This window comes from Aestuariibaculum lutulentum (assembly GCF_032926325.1).
In the GTDB taxonomy this organism is placed as follows: domain Bacteria; phylum Bacteroidota; class Bacteroidia; order Flavobacteriales; family Flavobacteriaceae; genus Aestuariibaculum; species Aestuariibaculum lutulentum.
Window position 1 is genome coordinate 358520 of the sequence record NZ_CP136709.1, and the last position, 21423, is coordinate 379942.

Genomic DNA, 21423 nt, shown 5'->3' on the forward strand with positions numbered 1-21423 from the left:
TTATAAACTCTTAATAATAAAATAGGTACTCACCAATACCGAAAACACACTTACAATAGTCGTTAGGTTTTGCACAGCGGTTTGTCCGCCACCTAAAGCTTTACGTTTTAAAGGTTTCACCAGGATAATATCGTTAGGCTGAATATAATAGAACTCCGACTTCGTGGCATTAATATCGGTTAAATCGATATGATGAATCTTTTGTCCATGCGGATATTGTCGAATAATCATCACATCCCTACGGTCGCCCGTAACCCGTATATCTCCGGCATTGGCAATAGCCTCAAGAATATTAACACGATCTCTGTAAATAACACGCGTACCTGCTCCTATTTCTCCAAGGGTTGTATATTTTAATCCGGCTAACTTAACGGTTACAAATATCTGTGCAGTTTCCTTAAAATACTGTGCTAAAAGCTCCTTTTTCACCATCGCTTCAATCTCTTCCACGGTATAGCCTAAAACATTGATCTGCCCCAATACAGGAAATTCGATATTACCATGTAAGTCTACCGTAAATCCATTAAAGAACATGGCTTGTTCAGAGTTGGTATTTCCCGTACCACTATTGGTGGGATTAAAAATTTGTACCAGTTCCTTATCCAAGGCCTTCACATTAATACTTAACACATCGTTAATCTGTACACGATAAGGTTTCGATAAGGCCTGTATTTGAAGAGAGTCGCTTGCCGAAGTTCTGCCCTTATCCTGAAGATACACAATATCCTTATTGGTTATACATGAGCTGCACAATACAGTCATAACAAGGCAGAAGATACCGAACAATTGTTTTATCATATGGAGCTTAGCTTTATCACAAATATAACTTTTAAGGGGGAAGTATAAAATATATACCCGTATTTTTGGTTTTTTATACGTTATTTGCAAAAAATTATAGCTTTTGAATTACTTAACTGTCGAAAATATATCGAAATCCTACGGCGAACTTTCACTGTTTCAAGACATTTCATTTAGTATACACAAAGACCAGAAAATAGCCTTTGTTGCTAAAAACGGAACGGGAAAAACCTCTATTTTACGTATTATTTCCGGTGAAGACACCCCGGACTCTGGTCAGGTGATCTATCGAAAAGATATTACCGTGTCCTTCTTATCTCAGGATCCGCATTTTAATCCGGACCTTACTGTAGAAGAAACCATATTTGCCAGCGATAACGATATTTTAAAAGTTATAGGAAATTACGAAAAGGCATTGGAAAACCCTGAAGATGCCGATGCTTACCAGAAAGCCTTCGAGCAAATGGAACTGCATCAGGCCTGGGACTTCGAAACCCAGTACAAGCAGATTCTTTTTAAATTGAAACTGGACAACTTACATCAGAAAGTGGGTTCGCTTTCCGGAGGTCAAAAAAAACGTCTGGCCTTAGCCAATGCCTTAATCAATAAACCCGATTTATTGATTCTGGATGAGCCTACCAACCATCTGGATCTGGAAATGATTGAATGGCTGGAAGCTTTCTTTGCCAAGGAAAACATCACCTTATTTATGGTGACACACGACCGTTACTTTTTAGAGCGCGTGTGTAATGAAATTATCGAACTTGATGAGGGGCAATTATACAGCTATAAAGGCAACTACTCCTACTATTTAGAAAAACGCGAAGCGCGCATCGAGCAATTCGAAACCGAAACCGGCAAAGCCAAACAGCTCTTTAAAAAGGAACTGGAGTGGATGCGTCGCCAACCAAAAGCACGTACCACCAAATCGAAATCACGCATCGACGATTTTAGCGATATCAAGCACCGTGCACATCAGCGCCGTAAAGACCATCAGGTGCAACTGGAATTGAATATGGAACGTCTGGGCAGTAAGATTCTGGAGTTCCATAAAGTCTCGAAAGCCTTTAAGGAGAAAATCATTTTAGACAAGTTCGACTATACCTTTCAAAAAGGCGAGCGTGTGGGGATTATTGGTAAAAACGGAACCGGCAAAACGTCCTTCCTGAACATTCTTACCCAAACTGCAGAGCCCGATGGAGGAAAAGTGATTTTAGGTGAAACCGTGAAGTTTGGTTACTACACCCAGAATGGTATTGAAATAAAACCTGAACAAAAGGTTATTGATGTCATCCGCGAGTTTGGCGATTACATCCCTTTAAAAAAAGGAAGACAAATTAGTGCGCAACAACTTCTAGAACGTTTTTTATTCAGCAGAAAAAAACAATACGACTTTGTTGAGAAACTAAGTGGCGGGGAACGTAAACGTTTATATTTATGTACGGTGCTTATTCAGAATCCTAACTTTTTAATTCTCGATGAGCCTACCAACGATTTAGATATCGTCACCCTTAATGTACTGGAAAGCTTCCTAATGGACTTCCAAGGTTGTATTATTGTGGTATCGCACGACCGTTACTTTATGGATAAAGTTGTAGACCACCTCTTAGTCTTTAAGGGTGAAGGTGAGATTGAAGATTTTCCTGGAAACTACACCGACTACCGTGTGTATGAAGACAGTCAGCCTGTCGAGCCAACGGTTACTGAAGATAAAAAAGAAAAGAAATCCTGGAAACAGAATGAAGCGAGTAAGCTGAGTTATAATGAGGAAAAGGAGCTTAAAAACATAGAGAGTAAACTGAATTCCTTAGCTTACGACAAAAAGGAGATGGAAGCTAAATTCAATAATCCGGATTTAACTCAAGATGAAATTAATGAGCTGTCTTTAAAACTTCAGGATATTATTGATGCCATTGAAGCCAAGGAAGAACGCTGGTTTGAGTTATCGTCTAAACTGGAAGAGTAAAACAAGATTGAGATTCCGAAATCGAAGATTCAGAGTAGCTAATCAAGTTCGGAATGGCAGCACTTTTTGTTATTCTGAATTTATTTCAGCATCTTTTTAGTTCAAGTATCATACCTTATGAAATACCAAGTTTCACAATACCTGAAATTCTTAATCCGCTCCAGCAATCAGCATGGGGTGCACTCCCCTTTTGTATACAATTTAGTTACTAAATGCTTTTACGACCGTAAAACCTACCCTGTATACAAAATTATTACTGCTTACAAAAAGGCATTAACGAACAACAAAGAAAGCATCACCATCACCGATTTAGGAGCCGGTTCCCTTACTACCAATCAAAATACCAGACCCATTAGGTCGATTGCCAAACATTCCGGCACCTCATTAAAGCGTGCTAAATTATTATACCGCTTAGTGAATTATCTAGAATGCCTGTCGGTTTTAGAACTAGGAACCTCTTTAGGTATAGGAACTCATGCCTTGGCATTAGGAGAAAACTCAAAGATTACGACCGTTGAAGGTTGCCCGAATATTTATAATTTCACTAAGGAAAACCTGAAAAGTTTTACGAATACCACACTAATACATTCCGACTTTAGTTCGGCTATTGAAAACCTAAAATCAAATGCCTACGATCTGGTGTTCTTTGATGGCCATCACACAAAACAGCCGACTTTAGCTTATTTTGAAGCTTTATTAGAATCAACCCACAACGATTCGGTATTTATTTTTGACGACATTTACTGGTCTGAAGATATGACTGAAGCCTGGGAAACCATTAAACAGCATCCTAAAGTAAAAGTGACTATCGACACCTTTTACTGGGGGTTTGTGTTCTTTAGAAAAGAACAGGAGAAGGAACATTTTACTATTCGGGTTTAGACTTCTGGAATTAGATACTGAAATAAATTCAGCATGACAAAAAAAAGAGCTATTTAAAAGCCGTCATTACGAACAATACGATAGTAGCGTGAAGCAATCTTTCGAAAGGAAACTCAAATTTGACAGATTACTGCAGTCGTGCCTTCTTCGTAATGACGTTCTCACAACAAAATGAGATGCTGAAAGGTTAGAAGCTGAAACGACCCTTCGACAAGCTCAGTGTGACATCTTCAGCATGACAAAAACAAAAAACTCAGAGCTAGAAGCCCTGAGTTTTTTTGTACCTAAGAATATAATATATATCTAATACTTACTTCACTAAGTTAATCTCTACACGACGGTTATTTGCTCGTCCTTCTTTTGTAGCATTACTGTCTTTTGGCATGCTTTCTCCAAAGCCTTTAACGGATAGCCTTCCTGAAGCAATACCCTTTTCAATTAAATAGTTCATTACAGAACTTGCGCGCCCTTCTGAAAGTTTCATATTGTTCGCTTCGCTACCAACACTATCGGTATGCCCTTCGATTGAGAATTTAGCGTTTGGATATTCATTAAGAATAGCAATTATATCATTTAAAACGCTTTCTGACGCCGATTTAATTGTGGTTTTACCTGTTTCAAACAAAATGGTTTTTGCATAGTTGTTAAGTGCCTTCTGCACCGCTTCGGTAACTTCAGGACAACCATTATTAGCTACTGTACCAAAGTTCTCAGGGCAATTATCATCTTTATCATACACCCCGTCTCCATCTGTATCTAATGGGCAACCATTATTTTCAGGAACACCAGGCTCATCAACACATTTATCATCTTTATCTAAAATACCGTCACCATCAGTATCAGGACAACCCTGCTGTTCTACTGGTCCTGCAACATCCGGACAATCATCTTCATTATCTAAAACACCATCAGCATCCGCATCGCCCCACGGACAACCGTTATTTTCAACTGGTCCTGCGACATCCGGACAGTTATCTTCATTATCTAAAACACCATCAGCATCCGCATCTCCCCATGGACAACCGTTATTCTCAGCTGGTCCTGCTTCTTTAGGACATCCGTCTAACTTATCGATAACACCGTCACCATCCTTATCTTTGGTTTTCCCCTGATAAACCGGAATTTTAATTCCCGCATACACATCGGCTCCTTTGGTATCATCACTTATTAAAGCTGAAATCACAGAACCCGAACCGATATATAGTGGTCCGGCACGTAAGCCTGTTCCCATTTGAAACCCGATATTCTGAACCACACTTAAGGGCAAGTAAAAACTAAACCACTTGCTTTCGAAACGTGGCGCCAGCGAAACTATATTAGAGACATGACTAGTGTTTAATTTATCTTTTGACACCAGAGATAAATCGGTATTTAAATTTACATAGAATTTACTACTGAAACTCCAGTCTGCATTAAAATGTAATGCCGTTGGCAAATAAGTTTTATACCCTGTTTTGCTACTTATATTATTGTAATGATCATTCAGGAAACTACTAACATCATCTGCATTATCGAAATCATCTTCACTTACATTTGCGGCATTAATGTCGTATACATCTTCCTGACCTTCTTTATACTTTATGGCTCCAATATCGGTAATGGATAAGCCCAGTTTTAATTGATACTTGTTTTTATCTTTACGAACATAAGTCTCTCCCTGTGCATTGGTTGACACATAATCGTTGTAATGTGGTCTCCATTCATATACAAACCCCAGGTCGGCACCAAAACCACTGGCTTTAGGAATTTCGTAATCGTAATTATCATTGTCTAATTCAGCGTAACGCCCATAAGTTAATTGTCCGGTTGTAGTAATACTACCTGAATCCGGTCCCGCACCATCGGCATCATAAAGGACAGAAACATTCTTTCCGGTAGCATAGGCACTTCCTCCTCCTTGTAAATATTTCAAGGTAAGACCTCCTTTTACAAAGTGCTCCTCTTCGTTAAATAATACTCTGGCATAAGTAATTCCTAATTCGCCCCAAGCCTGACCGAAAGCATTAAAATCGCCTTCGTTCACCATGAAATCATCGGTTTCATCGTTATCAATTTCATCAATGGTATTACCGTTTATATCATTTACATTAACAAATGATCGCGCTCTGGTAAAAATCGCCAGGGAACTTTTTTCAGTTAAATTAAACATGAATGATGGTCCCATAACATCAACATTCAGCTCCCCGTTATTGCTTTCGCTGGGATGTTTTTTTGAATCCAAATCAAAATCGTAATCCCCTTTTAAGGCATCTAAAATATTTACACCATAGTAATCATTTCCTCCAAAACCACTAACCCCAATAAAGTTAATGTCGGTTTTAAAACGAGAATCTGTTGCATTGGCCGGGTTAACAATCACACTGTTAACGCCACTATAATTATCGGCTAAAAACCCCTGAAACGATTGTGATCTGGCACACCAGGAGCCCAGTACAAGCACCAAAAAAATTGTAATTTTTCTCATAAACTGTTGGTTTTGTTTAAATTCACTTATACAAACGTATCTTTTTCTTACATTGAAAACAAGCAAAATTCAATTAATAACATAAACACAACACGGGATCATTGTACATTGGTTTAGCTTTTTAAAATTCGAACAAATCATTTTAAGTTTTGACATATAACCCATAATTTCGTATCATCCCAAAAAGTTTTAAAATAAACTTATGAAAATTTACACCAAAACCGGAGATAAAGGCTCTACAGCACTGTTTGGAGGCACTCGCGTACCTAAACACCATATAAGAATTGAAAGCTACGGCACTGTCGATGAATTAAATTCACATCTTGGTCTCATCAGAGACCAGAATATTAATGCAGATTATAAAGAAACCTTAATCCATATTCAGGACCGCTTATTTACCGTTGGCGCTATCATGGCTACCGACCCAGAGAAGGCGGTGCTAAAAAATGGTAAAGAGCGTTTAAATATTCCTAAGATCTCTGAAGAAAACATTATACGTCTGGAAGAGGAAATGGATACTATGGATGCTGCTTTACCTCCTATGACACACTTTGTACTTCCAGGCGGTCACCAAACCGTGTCATTCTGTCACATAGCACGCTGTGTATGCCGTAGAGCCGAGCGTTTAGCGACTGCCCTTAATGACATCGAACCCGTTGATGCGAACTGTTTAATCTACTTAAACCGCCTATCTGACTATCTTTTTGTGTTGGCACGGAAGTTGTCCTACGACCTGCAAGCCGATGAAATTAAATGGATTCCCGAAAAACAATCCTAAATATTTTCAATAAGCGAAAAGAAAAATCAAATTATTAATTTTTAGTAACGCAACTATTAATTTCTAAGTTTTTCCTGTAAAAAAATACGTTCTTTTAAATTACCGTTAAATAAATGATTTTTTTCTTGCATGTTTAACTCAAAAATTTATTTTTGCACAAAATTAAAACACATTTAACATGTATTGGACTTTAGAATTAGCAAATTATTTGAGCGATGCTCCTTGGCCAGCAACAAAAGATGAGTTGATCGATTATGCTATTAGAACTGGTGCACCTTTAGAAGTTGTTGAGAATTTGCAGTCTATTGAAGACGAAGGAGACGCTTACGATTCAATAGAGGAAATTTGGTCAGACTATCCCTCAGATGAAGATTACCTCTGGAACGAGGACGAATATTAATATAAAGTATAAGGAAAAGTTAAAAAGTCTCGATTCGAGGCTTTTTTTTGTTCCTAACCTTTATAAAAACACATTACAAACTGTATCTTTGAAGCAATTCACTAAATACAGTTAACTAACTGAAACACCTCCAGGCAAGCCCTGGAATTAAATAACATATAAACACATGAGTTTTTTAAATTCTGTACTTAAGGTATTTGTTGGCGACAAATCGAAACAAGATGTTAAAGCCATCACACCTATAGTTAATAAAATTAAATCCTTCGAAGCCTCTTTAGAAGGACTTTCACACGATGCTTTACGTGCTAAAACAACCGAATTTAAAGGTCTTATTGCTGAAGCGATTAAACCTCTAAATGATAAAATAAACGGACTTCTTGAAGAAGCTGAAAATACCGATGATATCGATCGTCGTGAAGATATCTATGCCGATATCGATAAACTAAAAGATGAAGTTTACGAAAAAACCGAAGCGGTTTTAAACGACATCTTACCTGAAGCTTTTGCCGTTGTTAAAGAAACAGCCAAGCGTTTTGCCAACAACACGTCAATTACCGTTACTGCTAATGCTTTCGACAGAGAATTATCGGGATCTAAAGATTATGTAACTCTTGAAGGCGAACAAGCCACATGGGCGAACTCCTGGGATGCTGCCGGAAAAGCCATCACCTGGGATATGATTCACTACGATGTACAGCTTATTGGTGGTGTGGCGATGCACCAGGGTAAAATTGCCGAAATGCAAACGGGTGAAGGTAAAACTTTGGTTGCTACATTACCGGTTTACCTAAATGCTTTAGCTGGTCAAGGGGTGCACTTAGTAACCGTAAACGACTACTTAGCAAAACGTGATAGCGCCTGGATGGCACCTTTATTTCAGTTCCATGGTTTGACGGTAGATTGTATTGATTATCATCAGCCAAACTCTGAAGGCCGTAGAAATGCTTATAATGCCGATATCACTTACGGAACTAATAACGAATTTGGTTTCGACTACTTACGTGATAACATGGCACACTCGCCAAACGATTTAGTACAGCGTCCGCACCACTATGCGATTGTCGATGAGGTCGATTCTGTATTAGTCGATGACGCACGTACGCCGTTAATCATCTCTGGTCCTATTCCGCAAGGTGAACGTCATGAGTTTATTGAATTAAAACCAAAAGTTGATAACATTGTATCGGTTCAACGCAAATATTTAACCGGTGTTTTAGCTGAAGCTAAAAAGCTTATTAAAGAAGGTGACACCAAAGAGGGTGGATTCCAACTATTACGTGTTTATCGCGGTATGCCGAAAAACAAAGCGCTTATTAAATTCTTAAGTGAAGAAGGTGTAAAACAACTTTTACAAAAAACCGAAAACTTCTACATGCAGGACAATAACCGCGAGATGCCTAAGGTTGACGCCGAGTTGTACTATGTTATTGAAGAAAAAAATAATCAGGTAGAATTAACCGACAAAGGGGTTGATTTCTTATCTGGAGCAGACAATCCAAACTTCTTTATTCTTCCTGAAATTGGGTTAGAAATTGCTAAAATCGAGCAGCAAAACCTATCTAAAGAAGAAGAAGCGGCATTAAAAGAAGAGCTTTATAAAGATTTTGGTGTAAAATCTGAACGTATTCACACTTTAAATCAGTTATTAAAAGCTTACGCACTGTTTGAAAAAGACATTCAGTATGTTGTTATGGACAACAAAGTTATGATTGTCGATGAGCAAACTGGTCGTATTATGGATGGTCGTCGTTATTCAGACGGCTTACATCAAGCGATTGAAGCTAAAGAAAACGTAAAAATTGAAGATGCGACGCAAACCTTCGCAACGGTAACCCTTCAAAATTACTTTAGAATGTACCGTAAACTTTCTGGTATGACGGGTACAGCGGTTACTGAAGCTGGTGAGTTCTGGGAAATCTACGAATTAGATGTTGTTGAAATTCCAACTAACCGCCCAATTGCTCGTGATGACCGAGATGATTTAGTTTACAAAACAAAACGTGAAAAATACAACGCCGTTATTGATGAAGTTGTAAAACTTTCCGAAGCTGGCAGACCAGTATTAATTGGTACCACTTCGGTTGAGATTAGTGAATTGCTTGGTAAAATGCTTAGTATTCGCAAAATATCTCACAACGTCTTAAATGCGAAACAACATAAACGCGAGGCCGACATTGTTGCCGAAGCAGGTCGTCCGGGTCAGGTTACCATTGCTACAAATATGGCAGGTCGTGGTACCGATATTAAATTAACCGACGAGGTTAAGAAAGCCGGTGGTTTAGCCATTATTGGTACTGAGCGTCACGATTCACGTCGTGTCGACCGTCAGTTACGTGGTCGTGCTGGTCGTCAGGGAGATCCGGGAAGTTCTCAATTCTACGTATCGCTTGAAGACAATTTAATGCGTTTATTTGGTAGTGAGCGTATTGCCAAAATGATGGACAGAATGGGTCTTAAAGAAGGTGAAGTGATTCAGCATTCTATGATCTCTAAATCTATCGAACGTGCTCAGAAAAAAGTAGAAGAAAACAACTTTGGTGTTCGTAAGCGTTTATTAGAATATGATGACGTGATGAATGCACAGCGTGAAGTGGTTTACAAACGTCGTCACCACGCCTTATTCGGTGAGCGTTTACGTGTAGACTTAGCGAATATGATATTCGATACTGCTGAAGGTATTTCTGAAGGCAACAAAGGTGCTAACGATTTTAAAAATTTCGAGTTTGAATTGATTCGTTATTTCTCTTTAACATCTCCAATTACTGAAGATGAATTTGGTAAACTTTCTGCTCAGGAAATTACCGCGAAAGTATATCGTGCTGCATTTGATCACTACAAAGAAAAAATGACTCGTAACGCTGAAATCGCCTTCCCTGTGATTAAGAATGTTTACGAAAACCAACGCGACCGTTTCAAGCGTATCGTGGTACCATTTACTGATGGCATTAAGAGTTTAAATGTGGTTACCGATCTTGAAAAAGCTTACGAAACCAACGGTAAACAATTAATTACCGATTTCGAAAAGAACATTACGTTAGCAATTATAGACGATTCATGGAAAACCCATTTACGTAAAATGGATGAGTTGAAACAATCGGTACAGCTAGCCGTTCACGAGCAAAAAGATCCGTTATTAATTTACAAGTTTGAAGCGTTTGAGCTATTCAAAGCGATGATTGACCAAGTGAATAAAGATGTCATCTCCTTCTTATTTAAAGGTGAATTACCTCAGGAAACTCAGGAAACCATTCAGGAAGCCAGAGAACGCAGACAGGAAAAATTAAACATCGAAAAAGAGGAAATTCCTAATTTAGATGAGCGTTCTGCACAAAACAGAGCTGTAGCAAATACCCAACAGCAGCGACCTCAAGTCACTGAAACTATTGTACGCGACCATGCAAAAATTGGTCGTAACGATCATGTAACTATTAAAAATGTTATGAACGGTGAAAGCAAATCTGTAAAATACAAACAAGCCGAACCTTTATTAGCTAAAGGTGAATGGGTTCTTGTTGAAGATTAATATAAACATACTTTATAAATAAAAATCCCGGCCAAAATGGTCGGGATTTTTATTTTAATATTATTTTTCAAATAACTTGAGTAGTATATTAGGGTCTGGACAGTTCATCTTATAAAACTCTAAATCCCTTATATTACAAACGCCTGGATAATCACCTACGTAACCTTGCAAATCTTTTATAATCTGAAAGTGCAAATGCGGCGGATAATCGCCGTTGACTCCTGGTGTTCCTAAACTTCCAATAGATTGTCCTTGTTTAACCTTTTCACCAACTGTTATAGATGTAATAGACTCTAAACTTAAATGTCCGTAAAGGGTATAAAATTCAATACCGGCAACCTGATGTTTTAAAATAATGGTGGGACCATAATCTCCATAATTGGTATTATTTTTAAAACTATGCACTTCCCCATCTAAAGCTGCCAGAACAGCTGTTCCGGCCGAATACCATAAATCAATCCCCAAATGGATATTGCGCTCTGTAAGGTTATCTTCCCGATTAAAATGTAAACTACGCTTATAAATGTTTCTAGGCTCCAAATAGCCACCAAAAGCCACATCGGCCTTATTAGATGTCAGATACGACTCAATATATTGACTGAATTTTTCAGAAGAAGATACATCCACTTGATCTAAAACAGTATTGGTTTCAGATAAGTCTATAGACACATAGTTTTCACCAGTATTTGGAATATCTAAAACACTTATTGGTTTTATTATCGAAGTATTCAGCGTTTCTGAGAATAATTTCATGTTCCTTGATGTCAAAATTTAATAATCTAAATTAGAAAATCTAAACAAAGAAATGGTTTAGATATGTTCATTTTGTCTTGACACAAAAACGAACCCAAAAAGTCAAGACTATTTTAGGTCATTGCTTCGCACCGATCGTTCTGATGATTGTCTATACTTAACTTCTCTTCACAATTCTCCTTCAATCCTAAATTTTGCCTCCCATAAGAAATAAAAACGACCTATGACTGAAAATAGCCCGTAGCTCACTCATGTGTTTTGACAAAAAAGATAGAAAAACTAATAACGGTTAAAGAAAAAAGAAACTCAAAAAAGTATAAACCTCTATACAATCTCTAATTACTCGGAGTCACTTGAACTGACGCCATTTCTAATTTTCTTAAATTCTAATGTATCTAACTGCTTGATTAAACCACTTCAGCGTATAAATCGAAATCGGCAGCATCAGTTACTTTTACAGTAGCAAATTCACCAGTTTTTAAATAGGTAGTGCTGGCATCGATTAACACTTCGTTATCTACATCCGGAGAATCGAATTCCGTACGACCTACAAAGTAGTTTCCTTCTTTTCTATCGATAACCACTTTAAATTCCTGACCGATTTTCTCCTGATTTAATTCCCAAGAAATCTGCGACTGGATTTCCATAATTTCGTTAGCACGCTCTTGTTTTACTTCTTCCGGCACATCGTCCTCTAAAGTATACGCATGCGTATTTTCCTCATGACTATACGTAAAACAACCTAAACGCTCAAAACGCATCTCTTTCACCCAGTCTCTAAGAGTTTCATAATCTTCCTGAGTTTCTCCCGGATATCCCACGATTAATGTGGTACGAATGGTCATGTTTGGCACAGCTGCTCTAAAGTCTTTAAGCAACTTCGTAGTTTTTTCTTTGGTTGTACCACGACGCATACTCTTTAAAATAGCATCTGAAATGTGTTGCAACGGAATATCTAAATAATTACAGATTTTTGGCTCACGATTCATCACCTCCAACACGTCCATTGGGAAACCTGTAGGGAATGCGTAATGCAAACGAATCCATTCGATACCTTCAACTTTTACTAAAGCCTCTAATAATTCAGCCAGATTACGTTTTTTGTATAAATCAAGTCCGTAATAGGTTAAATCCTGAGCGATAAGTATTAACTCCTTAACTCCATTAGCTGCTAATTTTTCAGCTTCAATCACCAACTCCTCAATAGGCGTACTTTTGTGCTTACCGCGCATTAACGGAATGGCACAGAAGCTACACGGACGGTCGCAACCTTCGGCTATTTTTAAATACGCATAATTTTTAGGTGTTGTCGTTAAACGCTCACCTATTAATTCGTGTTTATAATCAGCTCCTAAAGCTTTTAATAACCCCGGTAATTCAGTGGTTCCGAAATACTGATCGACATTCGGAATTTCCTTTTCTAAATCCGGCTTGTAGCGTTCACTTAAACATCCTGTAACAAAGACTTTATCCACTTCGCCATCCTCCTTTTTCTGCATGTACTCTAAAATAGTATTCACGCTTTCTTCCTTGGCATTGTTAATAAATCCACAGGTATTAATCACAACAATATTACCTTCTTCTTCATGAACAACATCCTTACCACTGGCTTTCAGTTGCCCCATTAAAACTTCGCTGTCGTAAACATTTTTACTACAACCTAAGGTTACTACATTAATCCTGTTCTTTTTAAGTGATTTTGTACGCATAATTTTTATTAAATCAGGGCGCAAAGATACATAATCATAGTCGATTTTTATGCCTAGATTTTGTTTTTAGTGCGATTAACTCCTGATATTAAGAAACCTTTAGTATATTTAACTACCTTAACCTAAAACACTGATTATGAAAAAGCTGCCCTACTTAATCATAATATTATTTTTCCTTCTCTTTAATTGTTCTAAAGATGAAACCGTTAAGGATGATCAAACCGAAGATATTAGCCTTTATTTTCCACCCATAAATTCTGATACATGGGAAACCATATCTGTTACTGATGCTAACTGGAATACTTCGGAAGTACAACCCCTACTAGATTTCCTTGCCGAAAAAAACACCAAGAGTTTTATCATGTTACAAAACGGTAAAATTGTTGTGGAAGCCTATTTTAATGATCATAATGCAACAAAACCCTGGTATTGGGCCAGTGCCGGAAAAACCCTAACCTCTGCTGTTACCGGTATTGCCGAAGCTGAAGGCTCTATAAACATTAACAGCAAAGTATCGGACTATATAGGAACAGGATGGACCAGTACGACTTTAGAACAGGAAAACCTGATTACCTGCAAACACCTGTTAACCATGACTTCAGGTATAGACGATAATTACGGTGATGCTGTTTCTCCTGAAAACCTATTTTACAAGGCTGATGCCGGAACTCGCTGGGCCTATCATAATGTTTATGTCAAATTACAGGATGTTGTAGCTGAAGCAACAAATGATACCTGGAGTAATTACTTCAACACAAAGCTAAGAGATAAAATTGGTATGTCTGGTACGTGGTTAAATCTTGACAACCTAAGTGTGTACTACAGTAACACGAGAAGTATGGCTCGTTTTGGATTATTAGCTTACAATAGAGGCAAATGGAACAATACTCAAATTATACCTGAATCCTATTTTGATGATGCCATTAAAACCTCACAATCCATTAATGAAGCTTATGGTTATTTATGGTGGTTAAATGGAAAATCAAGTTATCATTTACCACAAACTCAGTTGCAATTTAGTGGCTCTCTAATTCAGAATGCTCCAAATGACATGTATGCCGCTCTTGGAAAAAACGATCAGAAAATTTATGTCGTGCCCAGTAAGAAAATTGTAGTGATTAGAATGGGTGATGCTGCCGATGCTGACAATTTTGCTCTATCTAATTTTGATAATGAGTTGTGGGCTAAAATAAATGAAGTGATTAATTAATTACGTTCTTCAAAAGGAACGATAATTCCCTTTTCTAAATAATTTTTCAATCCGTTTAATAACATCGCCCAGCAAAACGAAGAATATTTAAAATGATCATTTGCCTCCGGCCAGTTCACATGGCTAAACTTTAGCATGGTTCCTTCTTTATATGGTTCTAATTCGAATTGAAAGGTGGTAGGATTCCAATCTTTATCAGACACCATCATTTTAAAAGCAATGATACTGTCAGGCTCAATTTTTGATACCTTACAAAACCAATTATACTCCTCTGTAAAATTCAGATTATATTCTGCTTCAAGCTCCGGATTTCCTGTACTTTTTAGTGACCACCAGTTATCGAGATGTACTGGCTTTGACACCGCATCAAAAACCTCCTTTTGAGACGCATTAATTATCAGGTTATGGTAAATATTAAAACTCATACCTAAATTTACTAAATATCTACAAAAAAAGGTAGTTAATTTAAAATCAACTACCCTTTATATCATTTATATATTTGTGATTATTTAAAGAATGAATCTACAAACTCGTACTTATTAAAGACCTGTAAATCTTCTATTCCTTCTCCTACGCCAATATACTTCACCGGAATTTTAAACTGATCGCTAATCCCAATAACCACACCACCCTTGGCTGTTCCATCTAACTTAGTTACCGCTAATGATGTTACTTCGGTTGCTGCTGTGAACTGTTTTGCCTGTTCGAAAGCATTCTGCCCCGTAGAACCATCTAACACCAACAAGACATCGTGAGGTGCATCGGCAACTACTTTTTGCATCACACGCTTCACCTTGGTTAGCTCGTTCATTAAGTTAACTTTATTATGTAAACGACCGGCAGTATCGATAATTACCACATCTGCATTTTGCGACACAGCACTTTTTAAGGTATCGAAAGCCACTGAAGCCGGATCGCTTCCCATAGCTTGTTTTACTAATGGCACATCTACACGATCGGCCCAAACCTGAAGCTGATCGATAGCTGCAGCTCTAAAGGTATCGGCTGCTCCTAAAACAACATTCAACCCTTTTTTCTTGAATTGATATGCTAATTTACCAATGGTTGTTGTTTTTCCAACCCCATTAACCCCTACAACCATTAAAACATACGGTGTTTTTGTTCCGTCTGCCTGAGGAGCTAATGCAGGAATCGTATATTCGGTTTCTTCTCCTGTATTTGTTTCACTTAATAACCCAGCTATTTCTTCACGTAAAATCTGATTGAGCTCTTCAGTACCTAAATATTTATCTTTAGATACACGTTCTTCTATACGCTCAATAACTTTTAATGTGGTATTAACACCAACATCACTACTAACCAATACTTCCTCCAGGTTATCTAAAACTTCATCATCTACCTTAGATTTTCCTGCTACGGCTTTACTTAACTTACCAAAAAAACTGGTTTTTGATTTTTCTAACCCTTTATCAAGAGTTTCCTTTTTTTCTGAAGAAAATATTTTTTTAAAAAAGCTCATTGTTCACTTTTATTGGTTGGTTACTATGTTAAGCGTCTTAAAGCCCTGGTTGGTTAAAAAACGACTACAACACTATTGTCAAATTCCCTACCACAATTATTTTCGGAAATTATGGCAGAAACCTGTCAAATATAAATATAAAAAAGCTGCTTTCGAAATGAAAGCAGCTTTGTATATCTCAAAAAAGTTTGTTTTTACTTTTGTTTAAAGTAATCATCAACTACTTCAGGAGCCATGATAGACTCAACAAACATATAAGCACCAGTTTTTGGTGACTTTACCATTTTAATCGCTTTTGTTAATCTTTTAGAAGACGTTTGTAACGATGCTACTGTTTTCTTTGCCATGACTAATAATTATTTTATTTCTTTGTGAACAGTCATACGCTTAAGGATAGGATTAAATTTTTTAATCTCCATTCTGTCTGGCGTATTCTTTTTATTTTTTGTAGTGATGTATCTTGAAGTTCCTGGTTGTCCAGACTCTTTGTGCTCAGTACACTCTAAAATTACCTGTATTCTATTACCTTTCTTTGCCATTTTTCTATCGTATTAAATGTGGCTATTATTTTAAAAATCCTTTAGACTTTGCCTCTTTTAACGCTGCAGAAATACCAATTTTATTGATAGTTTTTAATGCAGATGTAGAAACCTTTAAAGTTATCCAGTTGTCTTCTTCTGGAATGTAAAAACGTTTCTTTACTAAATTCGCATTAAATTTGCGTTTAGTTTTATTCATAGCATGAGACACGTTGTTTCCAACCATTGCCTTCTTTCCTGTTAGTTCACAAACTCTTGACATTATTATATAACTTTAAATTTTCTTTATTGTTTAAAATCGAGGTGCAAATATACAAATTCTTTCATTTGTAACAACTTAAATTTCATCAATTTTTAAAAATTTCTTTTAAAAGCATTTCCAAGGCCTTATTTACTGCTTTATCAATCACTTTCACACGCTGATTTCCAAGCATAAATTTTTCTGAATAGACCCCATTTTTTGTAGCAATGGCAATATGAACCGTTCCTATTTCGGCATCAGAATCGCCTTTACTTGGTCCGGCATTACCTGTTGTGGCCACGGCAAAGTCTGATTGAAATAATTCTAAAGCATTTTTAGCCATCGCTTCAACAACAGCTTTGCTAACCACCGAATGCTCTTCAACAAGTTCTTTTGAAATTCCTAAAATATTAATTTTCGATTGTGTAGAATACGTTACAACACCACCCTTAAAATAAGCTGATGCCCCCGGGTGTGATGTGAATTGCTCGGCAATTTTTCCTCCAGTACAACTTTCGGCCATAGCCAGGGTCTTCCCTATTTTGGTCAATCTGTTAGCGATGACCACTTCAACAGAACCCTCTTCATCCTCTAATCCGAAAAACTCGTCTTTAATTAAAGGAATAACTTTAGCGATTTCGGCATCTACATTTTTCCTTAACTCAGCTTCATCAAATCCTTTCGCGGATAGGCGCAAACGCATTTTACCCAAACTTGGCAAATACGCCAGTTTAATATATTTAGGCAAAGCATCTTCCCAGGCCTCAATACGTTCGGCAAGGGCGCTTTCACCTAAGCCATAAACCAATAAAGTTTTGTGTAAAATAAACGGACAATTGTATTTGCCTTTAACTTTTGGAATAACTTCGTTTTCAACCAAAGCCTGCATCTCATGTGGTACACCTGGAAGGGAAATAAAGGTCTTATCTCCTTTTTCCATCCACATACCTGGTGCCGTTCCTAAACGGTTCATAAGTACTTTAGATTTCGAAGGCACTAAAGCCTGATCTTTATTTACCTGAAGTAAAAGCCCACTTACGTGTCCACTCCAAATAGTCTCTATATTTTTTAGAACAGCTTCGTTCCTCACTAAAGTATCACCAAAATACTCGGCTATCGTTTTTTTAGTAATATCGTCTTTCGTTGGTCCTAAACCTCCGGTAAGAATAACGACATCGACATGTTTTTCAGCATCTTCAAGCGCCTTTAATATATGATCCTTATCATCCTGAACCGAGGTTATCTGATACACCGACACCCCAATTTTATTGAGCTGCTTTGCAATAAATGCAGAATTGGTATCAATAACTTGACCAATTAGAAGTTCGTCTCCTATGGTGATGATTTCGGCTAACATGTAATTCTCTATATATTAAAGTCTGATTTTATTTCAGCAACGGCATTATCGACAGCTGCTATTACTATTTCAAGTTGATTCGAGATATCTAAATCTGTTTTTGTAAACTTACCCCAGTCCTGTACTTCTATTAACGTTTCTAAAACCCCTAATTCGAATAAATCTATTGTAGGTTTCATTTTATGTGCCGCCTGATACGCTTCGTGATAATCTTTTTCGGCAACGGCTTTTTTTAAACGCTCGGCATCTTCCGGCACTTCTTCTAAAAACGCCTCAGCCAAAGTTTTTATGAAATCTTCGTCGTTATCTGCTAATTCGCGTACTCTTTCTAATTTGTAATGCTGTTCCATTTATTTAACTGTTATTGAAAACATTTCTTTTTCTCCTATATAGCCCTTGAGCTTATCGTTTGCATTCACTTTTTCAACGCCAGATGGAGTTCCCGTAAATATAATATCTCCAATCTTTAAAGTGAAATATTTAGAAACATATTCTATTAATTCATCAATTTTCCAAAGCATGTGGCTGGTATTTCCTAATTGCACAATTTTTTCGTTCTTTTTTAACGAAAATTCAACGGCATTAATATCCTCGAAATCAGATACCGGTAACCACTCACCTATTACTGCTGCTCCATCAAAAGATTTTGCTTTTTCCCAGGGTAAGCCTTTGGCTTTTAATTCGCTTTGCAGATCGCGCGCTGTAAAATCAATCCCCAGACCAATCTCACTATAATATTTATGAGCAAACTTTCTGTCGATATGCTTACCTATGCGATTGATTTTAACAAGAATCTCAACTTCGTGGTGTACATCGTTTGAAAAATCTGGAATAAAAAACGGTTGTTTCTTTAACAATACCGAGGTGTCAGGTTTCAAAAAAACCACCGGATCGGTTGGTTTTTCATTTTGCAACTCCTTAATATGTTCGGTATAATTTCTACCGATGCAAATAATCTTCATAATTAAAACAGATTGAAATAGAGATTACCCAAGTTTATTATTTAAGCTTCTTAGCTTAATGGATGTTAATACTTTTTTAGTGTAAAGCGGAAAATCGGCATTAAGCAACCATCCAAAATAGCCTGGTTCAGACTCTAAAATTTCGGTTACTAATTTCCCTTTATGTTTTCCAAAAGAGAAACATTCTTCTCCATTTTTATTATAAGCTATGAATCCTGCAAAATCTGCAAACTGTTTTCTTGAACTAAATTCTGCCAAAAACTTGGTGTCGTTTTCTAAATCGTCATACTTGGCAATCTGCGCTTTCAGCACTTCGTAAGTCGCCAAAGTATCTGCTTCTGCTGTGTGCGCGTCTTCTAAGTTTTTATCGCAGTAAAATTTATAAGCTGCGCTTAGAGTCCGTTGTTCCATTTTGTGAAAAATGGTTTGCACATCTACCGCCAATCTGTTTTTCATATCGAAATCTACCTCAGCACGTAACATTTCTTCAGCTAACAAGGGAATATCAAATCGGTTACTGTTAAATCCGCCTAAATCGGAATCCTTTATCAGGTTATAAACTTCTTTAGCTACTTCCTTAAACGTTGGTTTATCGGCTACATCTTCATCTGAAATTCCATGAATTGCGGTTACTTCTTTAGGAATTGGAATGGTTGGATTGACCAACCAACGCTTACTTTCTTCCTTTCCGTTAGGATGTACTTTTAAAATGGCAATTTCAACAATTCTGTCGGTTGTAATGTTTACACCTGTTGTTTCTAGATCGAAAAAACAAATGGGCTTATTTAAATTAAGTTGCATTCTATAATTTTTACTCATTAAATGAGACTAGATTCCTTCGAAACCTGATTCGAATCATCAATCTCTTATCTCTTCCCTCTATTTGAAAAAGAGAACAATTACTTTGCGGTAAAGATACTAAATTGAGTAAGCGTAAAAAACAAAACCAACCCTTTTATAGGTTGGTTTCGATATAATTTAATTTTTATTTTTCTTTAGATTTCTCTATTCACATCCCAGGCTTCAAGATAGTCTTTAACCGCTTTTACAAACTCTCCTCCTAAAGCACCATTAACTACACGGTGATCGTAAGAGTGCGATAAGAACATTTTATAACGGATACCGATAAAATCTCCATCAGGCGTTTCAATAACCGCAGGCACTTTTCTAATCGCTCCAAGCGCTAAAATACCTACTTGTGGCTGATTGATAATTGGCGTCCCCATGATACTGCCAAAGGTTCCCACATTAGTAACTGTATACGTTCCACCCTGAATATCGTCTGGCTTTAACTGATTTGCTCTAGCACGTTTTGCTAAATCGTTAACCTGCTTTGTCATACCAACCAAGTTTAACTGATCGGCATTTTTAATAACCGGTACAATTAAATTTCCATCAGGTAAAGATGCTGCCATACCCAGGTTGATATTCTTTTTCTTTATAATGGTATCGCCTTGCACAGAAATATTCATTAACGGATAATCGCGTAAAGCCTTAGCAATCGCTTCCATGAAGATCGGTGTAAAAGTCAGATTTTCACCTTCACGTTTCATAAAGTTATCTTTAACTTTCTTTCTCCAGTTCCAGATATTTGTCACATCGGCCTCAATAAAACTTTGCACGTGAGCAGATGTCTGCACAGATTCTACCATATGATGCGCGATGATTTTACCCATACGCGTCATTTCAATAATCTCGTCACCATCGCTACTGATTACCGGAGCCGGTGCCGATTTTGGTTTTTCCGGAGCTTTAGGTTGGGCTACAGGTTTAGTTTCAACTTTTTGAGCTACAACTGTACCATTTTCTTTATTAGCGATATAGTCTAAAATATCGTTTTTAGTTACTCTTCCTTCTTTCCCTGTTCCAGTAATAGCATCTAACTCTTCCTGAGCAATACCTTCTTCTTTTGCGATATTCTTAACTAACGGTGAATAAAATCTATCTTCAGTTGAAGCTACAGCAACAGGTGCCAAAGTTTCCTTTACTTTCTTTATAGACTCAACAACTTCCTCTACCGCAACAATTTCTTCATCATTAGACTCAACAACTGAAGTTTCAGTTGCCTCTTTCGCAATAACTCCTTCTCCTTCTGTTTCTATTATTGCAACAACCTGTCCTACCTGAACCACATCGTTAACATCGAAACACTTTTCGATAAGCACCCCTTCTACTTCACTTGGCACTTCACTATCTACTTTATCTGTTGCAATTTCTAAGACGGTTTCATCCAGTTCAATCGTATCTCCTACTTCTTTTAACCAAGATGTAATGGTTGCCTCTGCAACACTTTCTCCCATTTTTGGTAACTTAAGTTCGAATTTTGCCATATCAATAAAGTAATACTTAGTTTTTAATTTG

Annotated in this window: 20 protein-coding genes; 6 read left to right on the forward strand and 14 right to left on the reverse strand. The window is 37.2% G+C overall.

From position 1 onward, the window contains the following. Positions 1-798 (reverse strand): polysaccharide biosynthesis/export family protein, encoded by a 798-nt coding sequence (locus R1X58_RS01525; RefSeq protein WP_240571552.1) that lies wholly within the window; start codon positions 796-798, stop codon positions 1-3. Positions 799-901: 103 nt separating this feature from the next. Here R1X58_RS01525 and R1X58_RS01530 point away from each other — a divergent pair, with 103 nt between their 5' ends. Further along, positions 902-2764 (forward strand): ABC-F family ATP-binding cassette domain-containing protein, encoded by a 1863-nt coding sequence (locus tag R1X58_RS01530; protein WP_240571553.1) that lies wholly within the window; start codon positions 902-904, stop codon positions 2762-2764. Between the two features lie 117 nt (positions 2765-2881). Then, positions 2882-3646: an O-methyltransferase gene (locus R1X58_RS01535; RefSeq protein ID WP_240571554.1), complete on the forward strand. Its 765-nt coding sequence runs from the start codon at positions 2882-2884 to the stop codon at positions 3644-3646. Between the two features lie 310 nt (positions 3647-3956). On the opposite strand, the gene R1X58_RS01540 is transcribed toward R1X58_RS01535, so the two are convergent. Beyond that, positions 3957-6110, reverse strand: a complete 2154-nt coding sequence (locus R1X58_RS01540) for a DUF5723 family protein (protein ID WP_240571556.1) — start codon at positions 6108-6110, stop codon at positions 3957-3959. 202 nt (positions 6111-6312) lie between these two features. Between R1X58_RS01540 and R1X58_RS01545 the strand changes: the two genes are divergently transcribed. The 3 genes from R1X58_RS01545 to secA all read left to right on the forward strand — a co-directional run bounded on the left by R1X58_RS01545 (position 6313) and on the right by secA (position 10811). Continuing rightward, positions 6313-6888 carry a cob(I)yrinic acid a,c-diamide adenosyltransferase gene (locus tag R1X58_RS01545; protein ID WP_240571557.1) on the forward strand — a complete coding sequence of 192 codons (576 nt, stop codon included), beginning with the start codon at positions 6313-6315 and terminating at the stop codon, positions 6886-6888. Between the two features lie 178 nt (positions 6889-7066). Further along, positions 7067-7288, forward strand: a complete 222-nt coding sequence (locus R1X58_RS01550; RefSeq protein WP_240571560.1) for a DUF2795 domain-containing protein — start codon at positions 7067-7069, stop codon at positions 7286-7288. A 166-nt stretch (positions 7289-7454) separates the two neighbouring features. Further along, positions 7455-10811 carry a preprotein translocase subunit SecA gene (secA, locus tag R1X58_RS01555; RefSeq protein ID WP_240571562.1) on the forward strand — a complete coding sequence of 1119 codons (3357 nt, stop codon included), beginning with the start codon at positions 7455-7457 and terminating at the stop codon, positions 10809-10811. A 60-nt stretch (positions 10812-10871) separates the two neighbouring features. Here the strand turns inward: secA and R1X58_RS01560 are convergent, their stop codons facing one another. Both R1X58_RS01560 and rimO read right to left on the reverse strand, forming a co-directional pair. Next, entirely contained in the window at positions 10872-11564 is a 693-nt protein-coding gene (locus R1X58_RS01560; protein ID WP_240571563.1) for a peptidoglycan DD-metalloendopeptidase family protein, read from the reverse strand. Between the two features lie 407 nt (positions 11565-11971). Next, entirely contained in the window at positions 11972-13273 is a 1302-nt protein-coding gene (gene rimO / locus R1X58_RS01565) for a 30S ribosomal protein S12 methylthiotransferase RimO (protein WP_240571565.1), read from the reverse strand. Positions 13274-13409: 136 nt separating this feature from the next. On the opposite strand from rimO, the gene R1X58_RS01570 reads away from it, so the two are divergent. Further along, on the forward strand, positions 13410-14483 hold the full coding sequence (locus R1X58_RS01570) for a serine hydrolase domain-containing protein (protein ID WP_240571567.1): 1074 nt from the start codon (positions 13410-13412) through the stop codon (positions 14481-14483). Here the strand turns inward: R1X58_RS01570 and R1X58_RS01575 are convergent. From R1X58_RS01575 to R1X58_RS01620, 10 genes are all read right to left on the reverse strand, one after another. After that, entirely contained in the window at positions 14480-14908 is a 429-nt protein-coding gene (locus R1X58_RS01575) for an SRPBCC family protein (RefSeq protein ID WP_240571568.1), read from the reverse strand. The genes R1X58_RS01570 and R1X58_RS01575 overlap by 4 nt on opposite strands. 80 nt (positions 14909-14988) lie before the next feature. Then, positions 14989-15963 carry a signal recognition particle-docking protein FtsY gene (ftsY, locus tag R1X58_RS01580; protein WP_240571569.1) on the reverse strand — a complete coding sequence of 325 codons (975 nt, stop codon included), beginning with the start codon at positions 15961-15963 and terminating at the stop codon, positions 14989-14991. Between the two features lie 194 nt (positions 15964-16157). Further along, positions 16158-16310: a DUF4295 domain-containing protein gene (locus tag R1X58_RS01585; protein WP_240571570.1), complete on the reverse strand. Its 153-nt coding sequence runs from the start codon at positions 16308-16310 to the stop codon at positions 16158-16160. Between the two features lie 9 nt (positions 16311-16319). Next, complete coding sequence (gene rpmG / locus R1X58_RS01590; protein WP_007648529.1) at positions 16320-16502, reverse strand: 50S ribosomal protein L33; 183 nt, start codon at positions 16500-16502, stop codon at positions 16320-16322. Between the two features lie 25 nt (positions 16503-16527). Then, a complete protein-coding gene (gene rpmB, locus R1X58_RS01595) occupies positions 16528-16764 on the reverse strand; it encodes a 50S ribosomal protein L28 (protein WP_188215045.1) in 237 nt (78 codons plus the stop codon). A gap of 85 nt (positions 16765-16849) precedes the next feature. Further along, a complete protein-coding gene (locus R1X58_RS01600; RefSeq protein ID WP_240571571.1) occupies positions 16850-18100 on the reverse strand; it encodes a competence/damage-inducible protein A in 1251 nt (416 codons plus the stop codon). 8 nt (positions 18101-18108) lie between these two features. Further along, positions 18109-18450: an Hpt domain-containing protein gene (locus R1X58_RS01605; RefSeq protein ID WP_240571572.1), complete on the reverse strand. Its 342-nt coding sequence runs from the start codon at positions 18448-18450 to the stop codon at positions 18109-18111. Beyond that, positions 18451-19062 carry a fumarylacetoacetate hydrolase family protein gene (locus R1X58_RS01610; protein ID WP_240571574.1) on the reverse strand — a complete coding sequence of 204 codons (612 nt, stop codon included), beginning with the start codon at positions 19060-19062 and terminating at the stop codon, positions 18451-18453. 24 nt (positions 19063-19086) lie between these two features. Beyond that, complete coding sequence (locus tag R1X58_RS01615) at positions 19087-19863, reverse strand: 3'-5' exonuclease (RefSeq protein WP_240571575.1); 777 nt, start codon at positions 19861-19863, stop codon at positions 19087-19089. Positions 19864-20057: 194 nt separating this feature from the next. After that, positions 20058-21392 (reverse strand): dihydrolipoamide acetyltransferase family protein, encoded by a 1335-nt coding sequence (locus R1X58_RS01620; RefSeq protein WP_240571576.1) that lies wholly within the window; start codon positions 21390-21392, stop codon positions 20058-20060. Between the last annotated feature and the right edge of the window lie 31 nt (positions 21393-21423).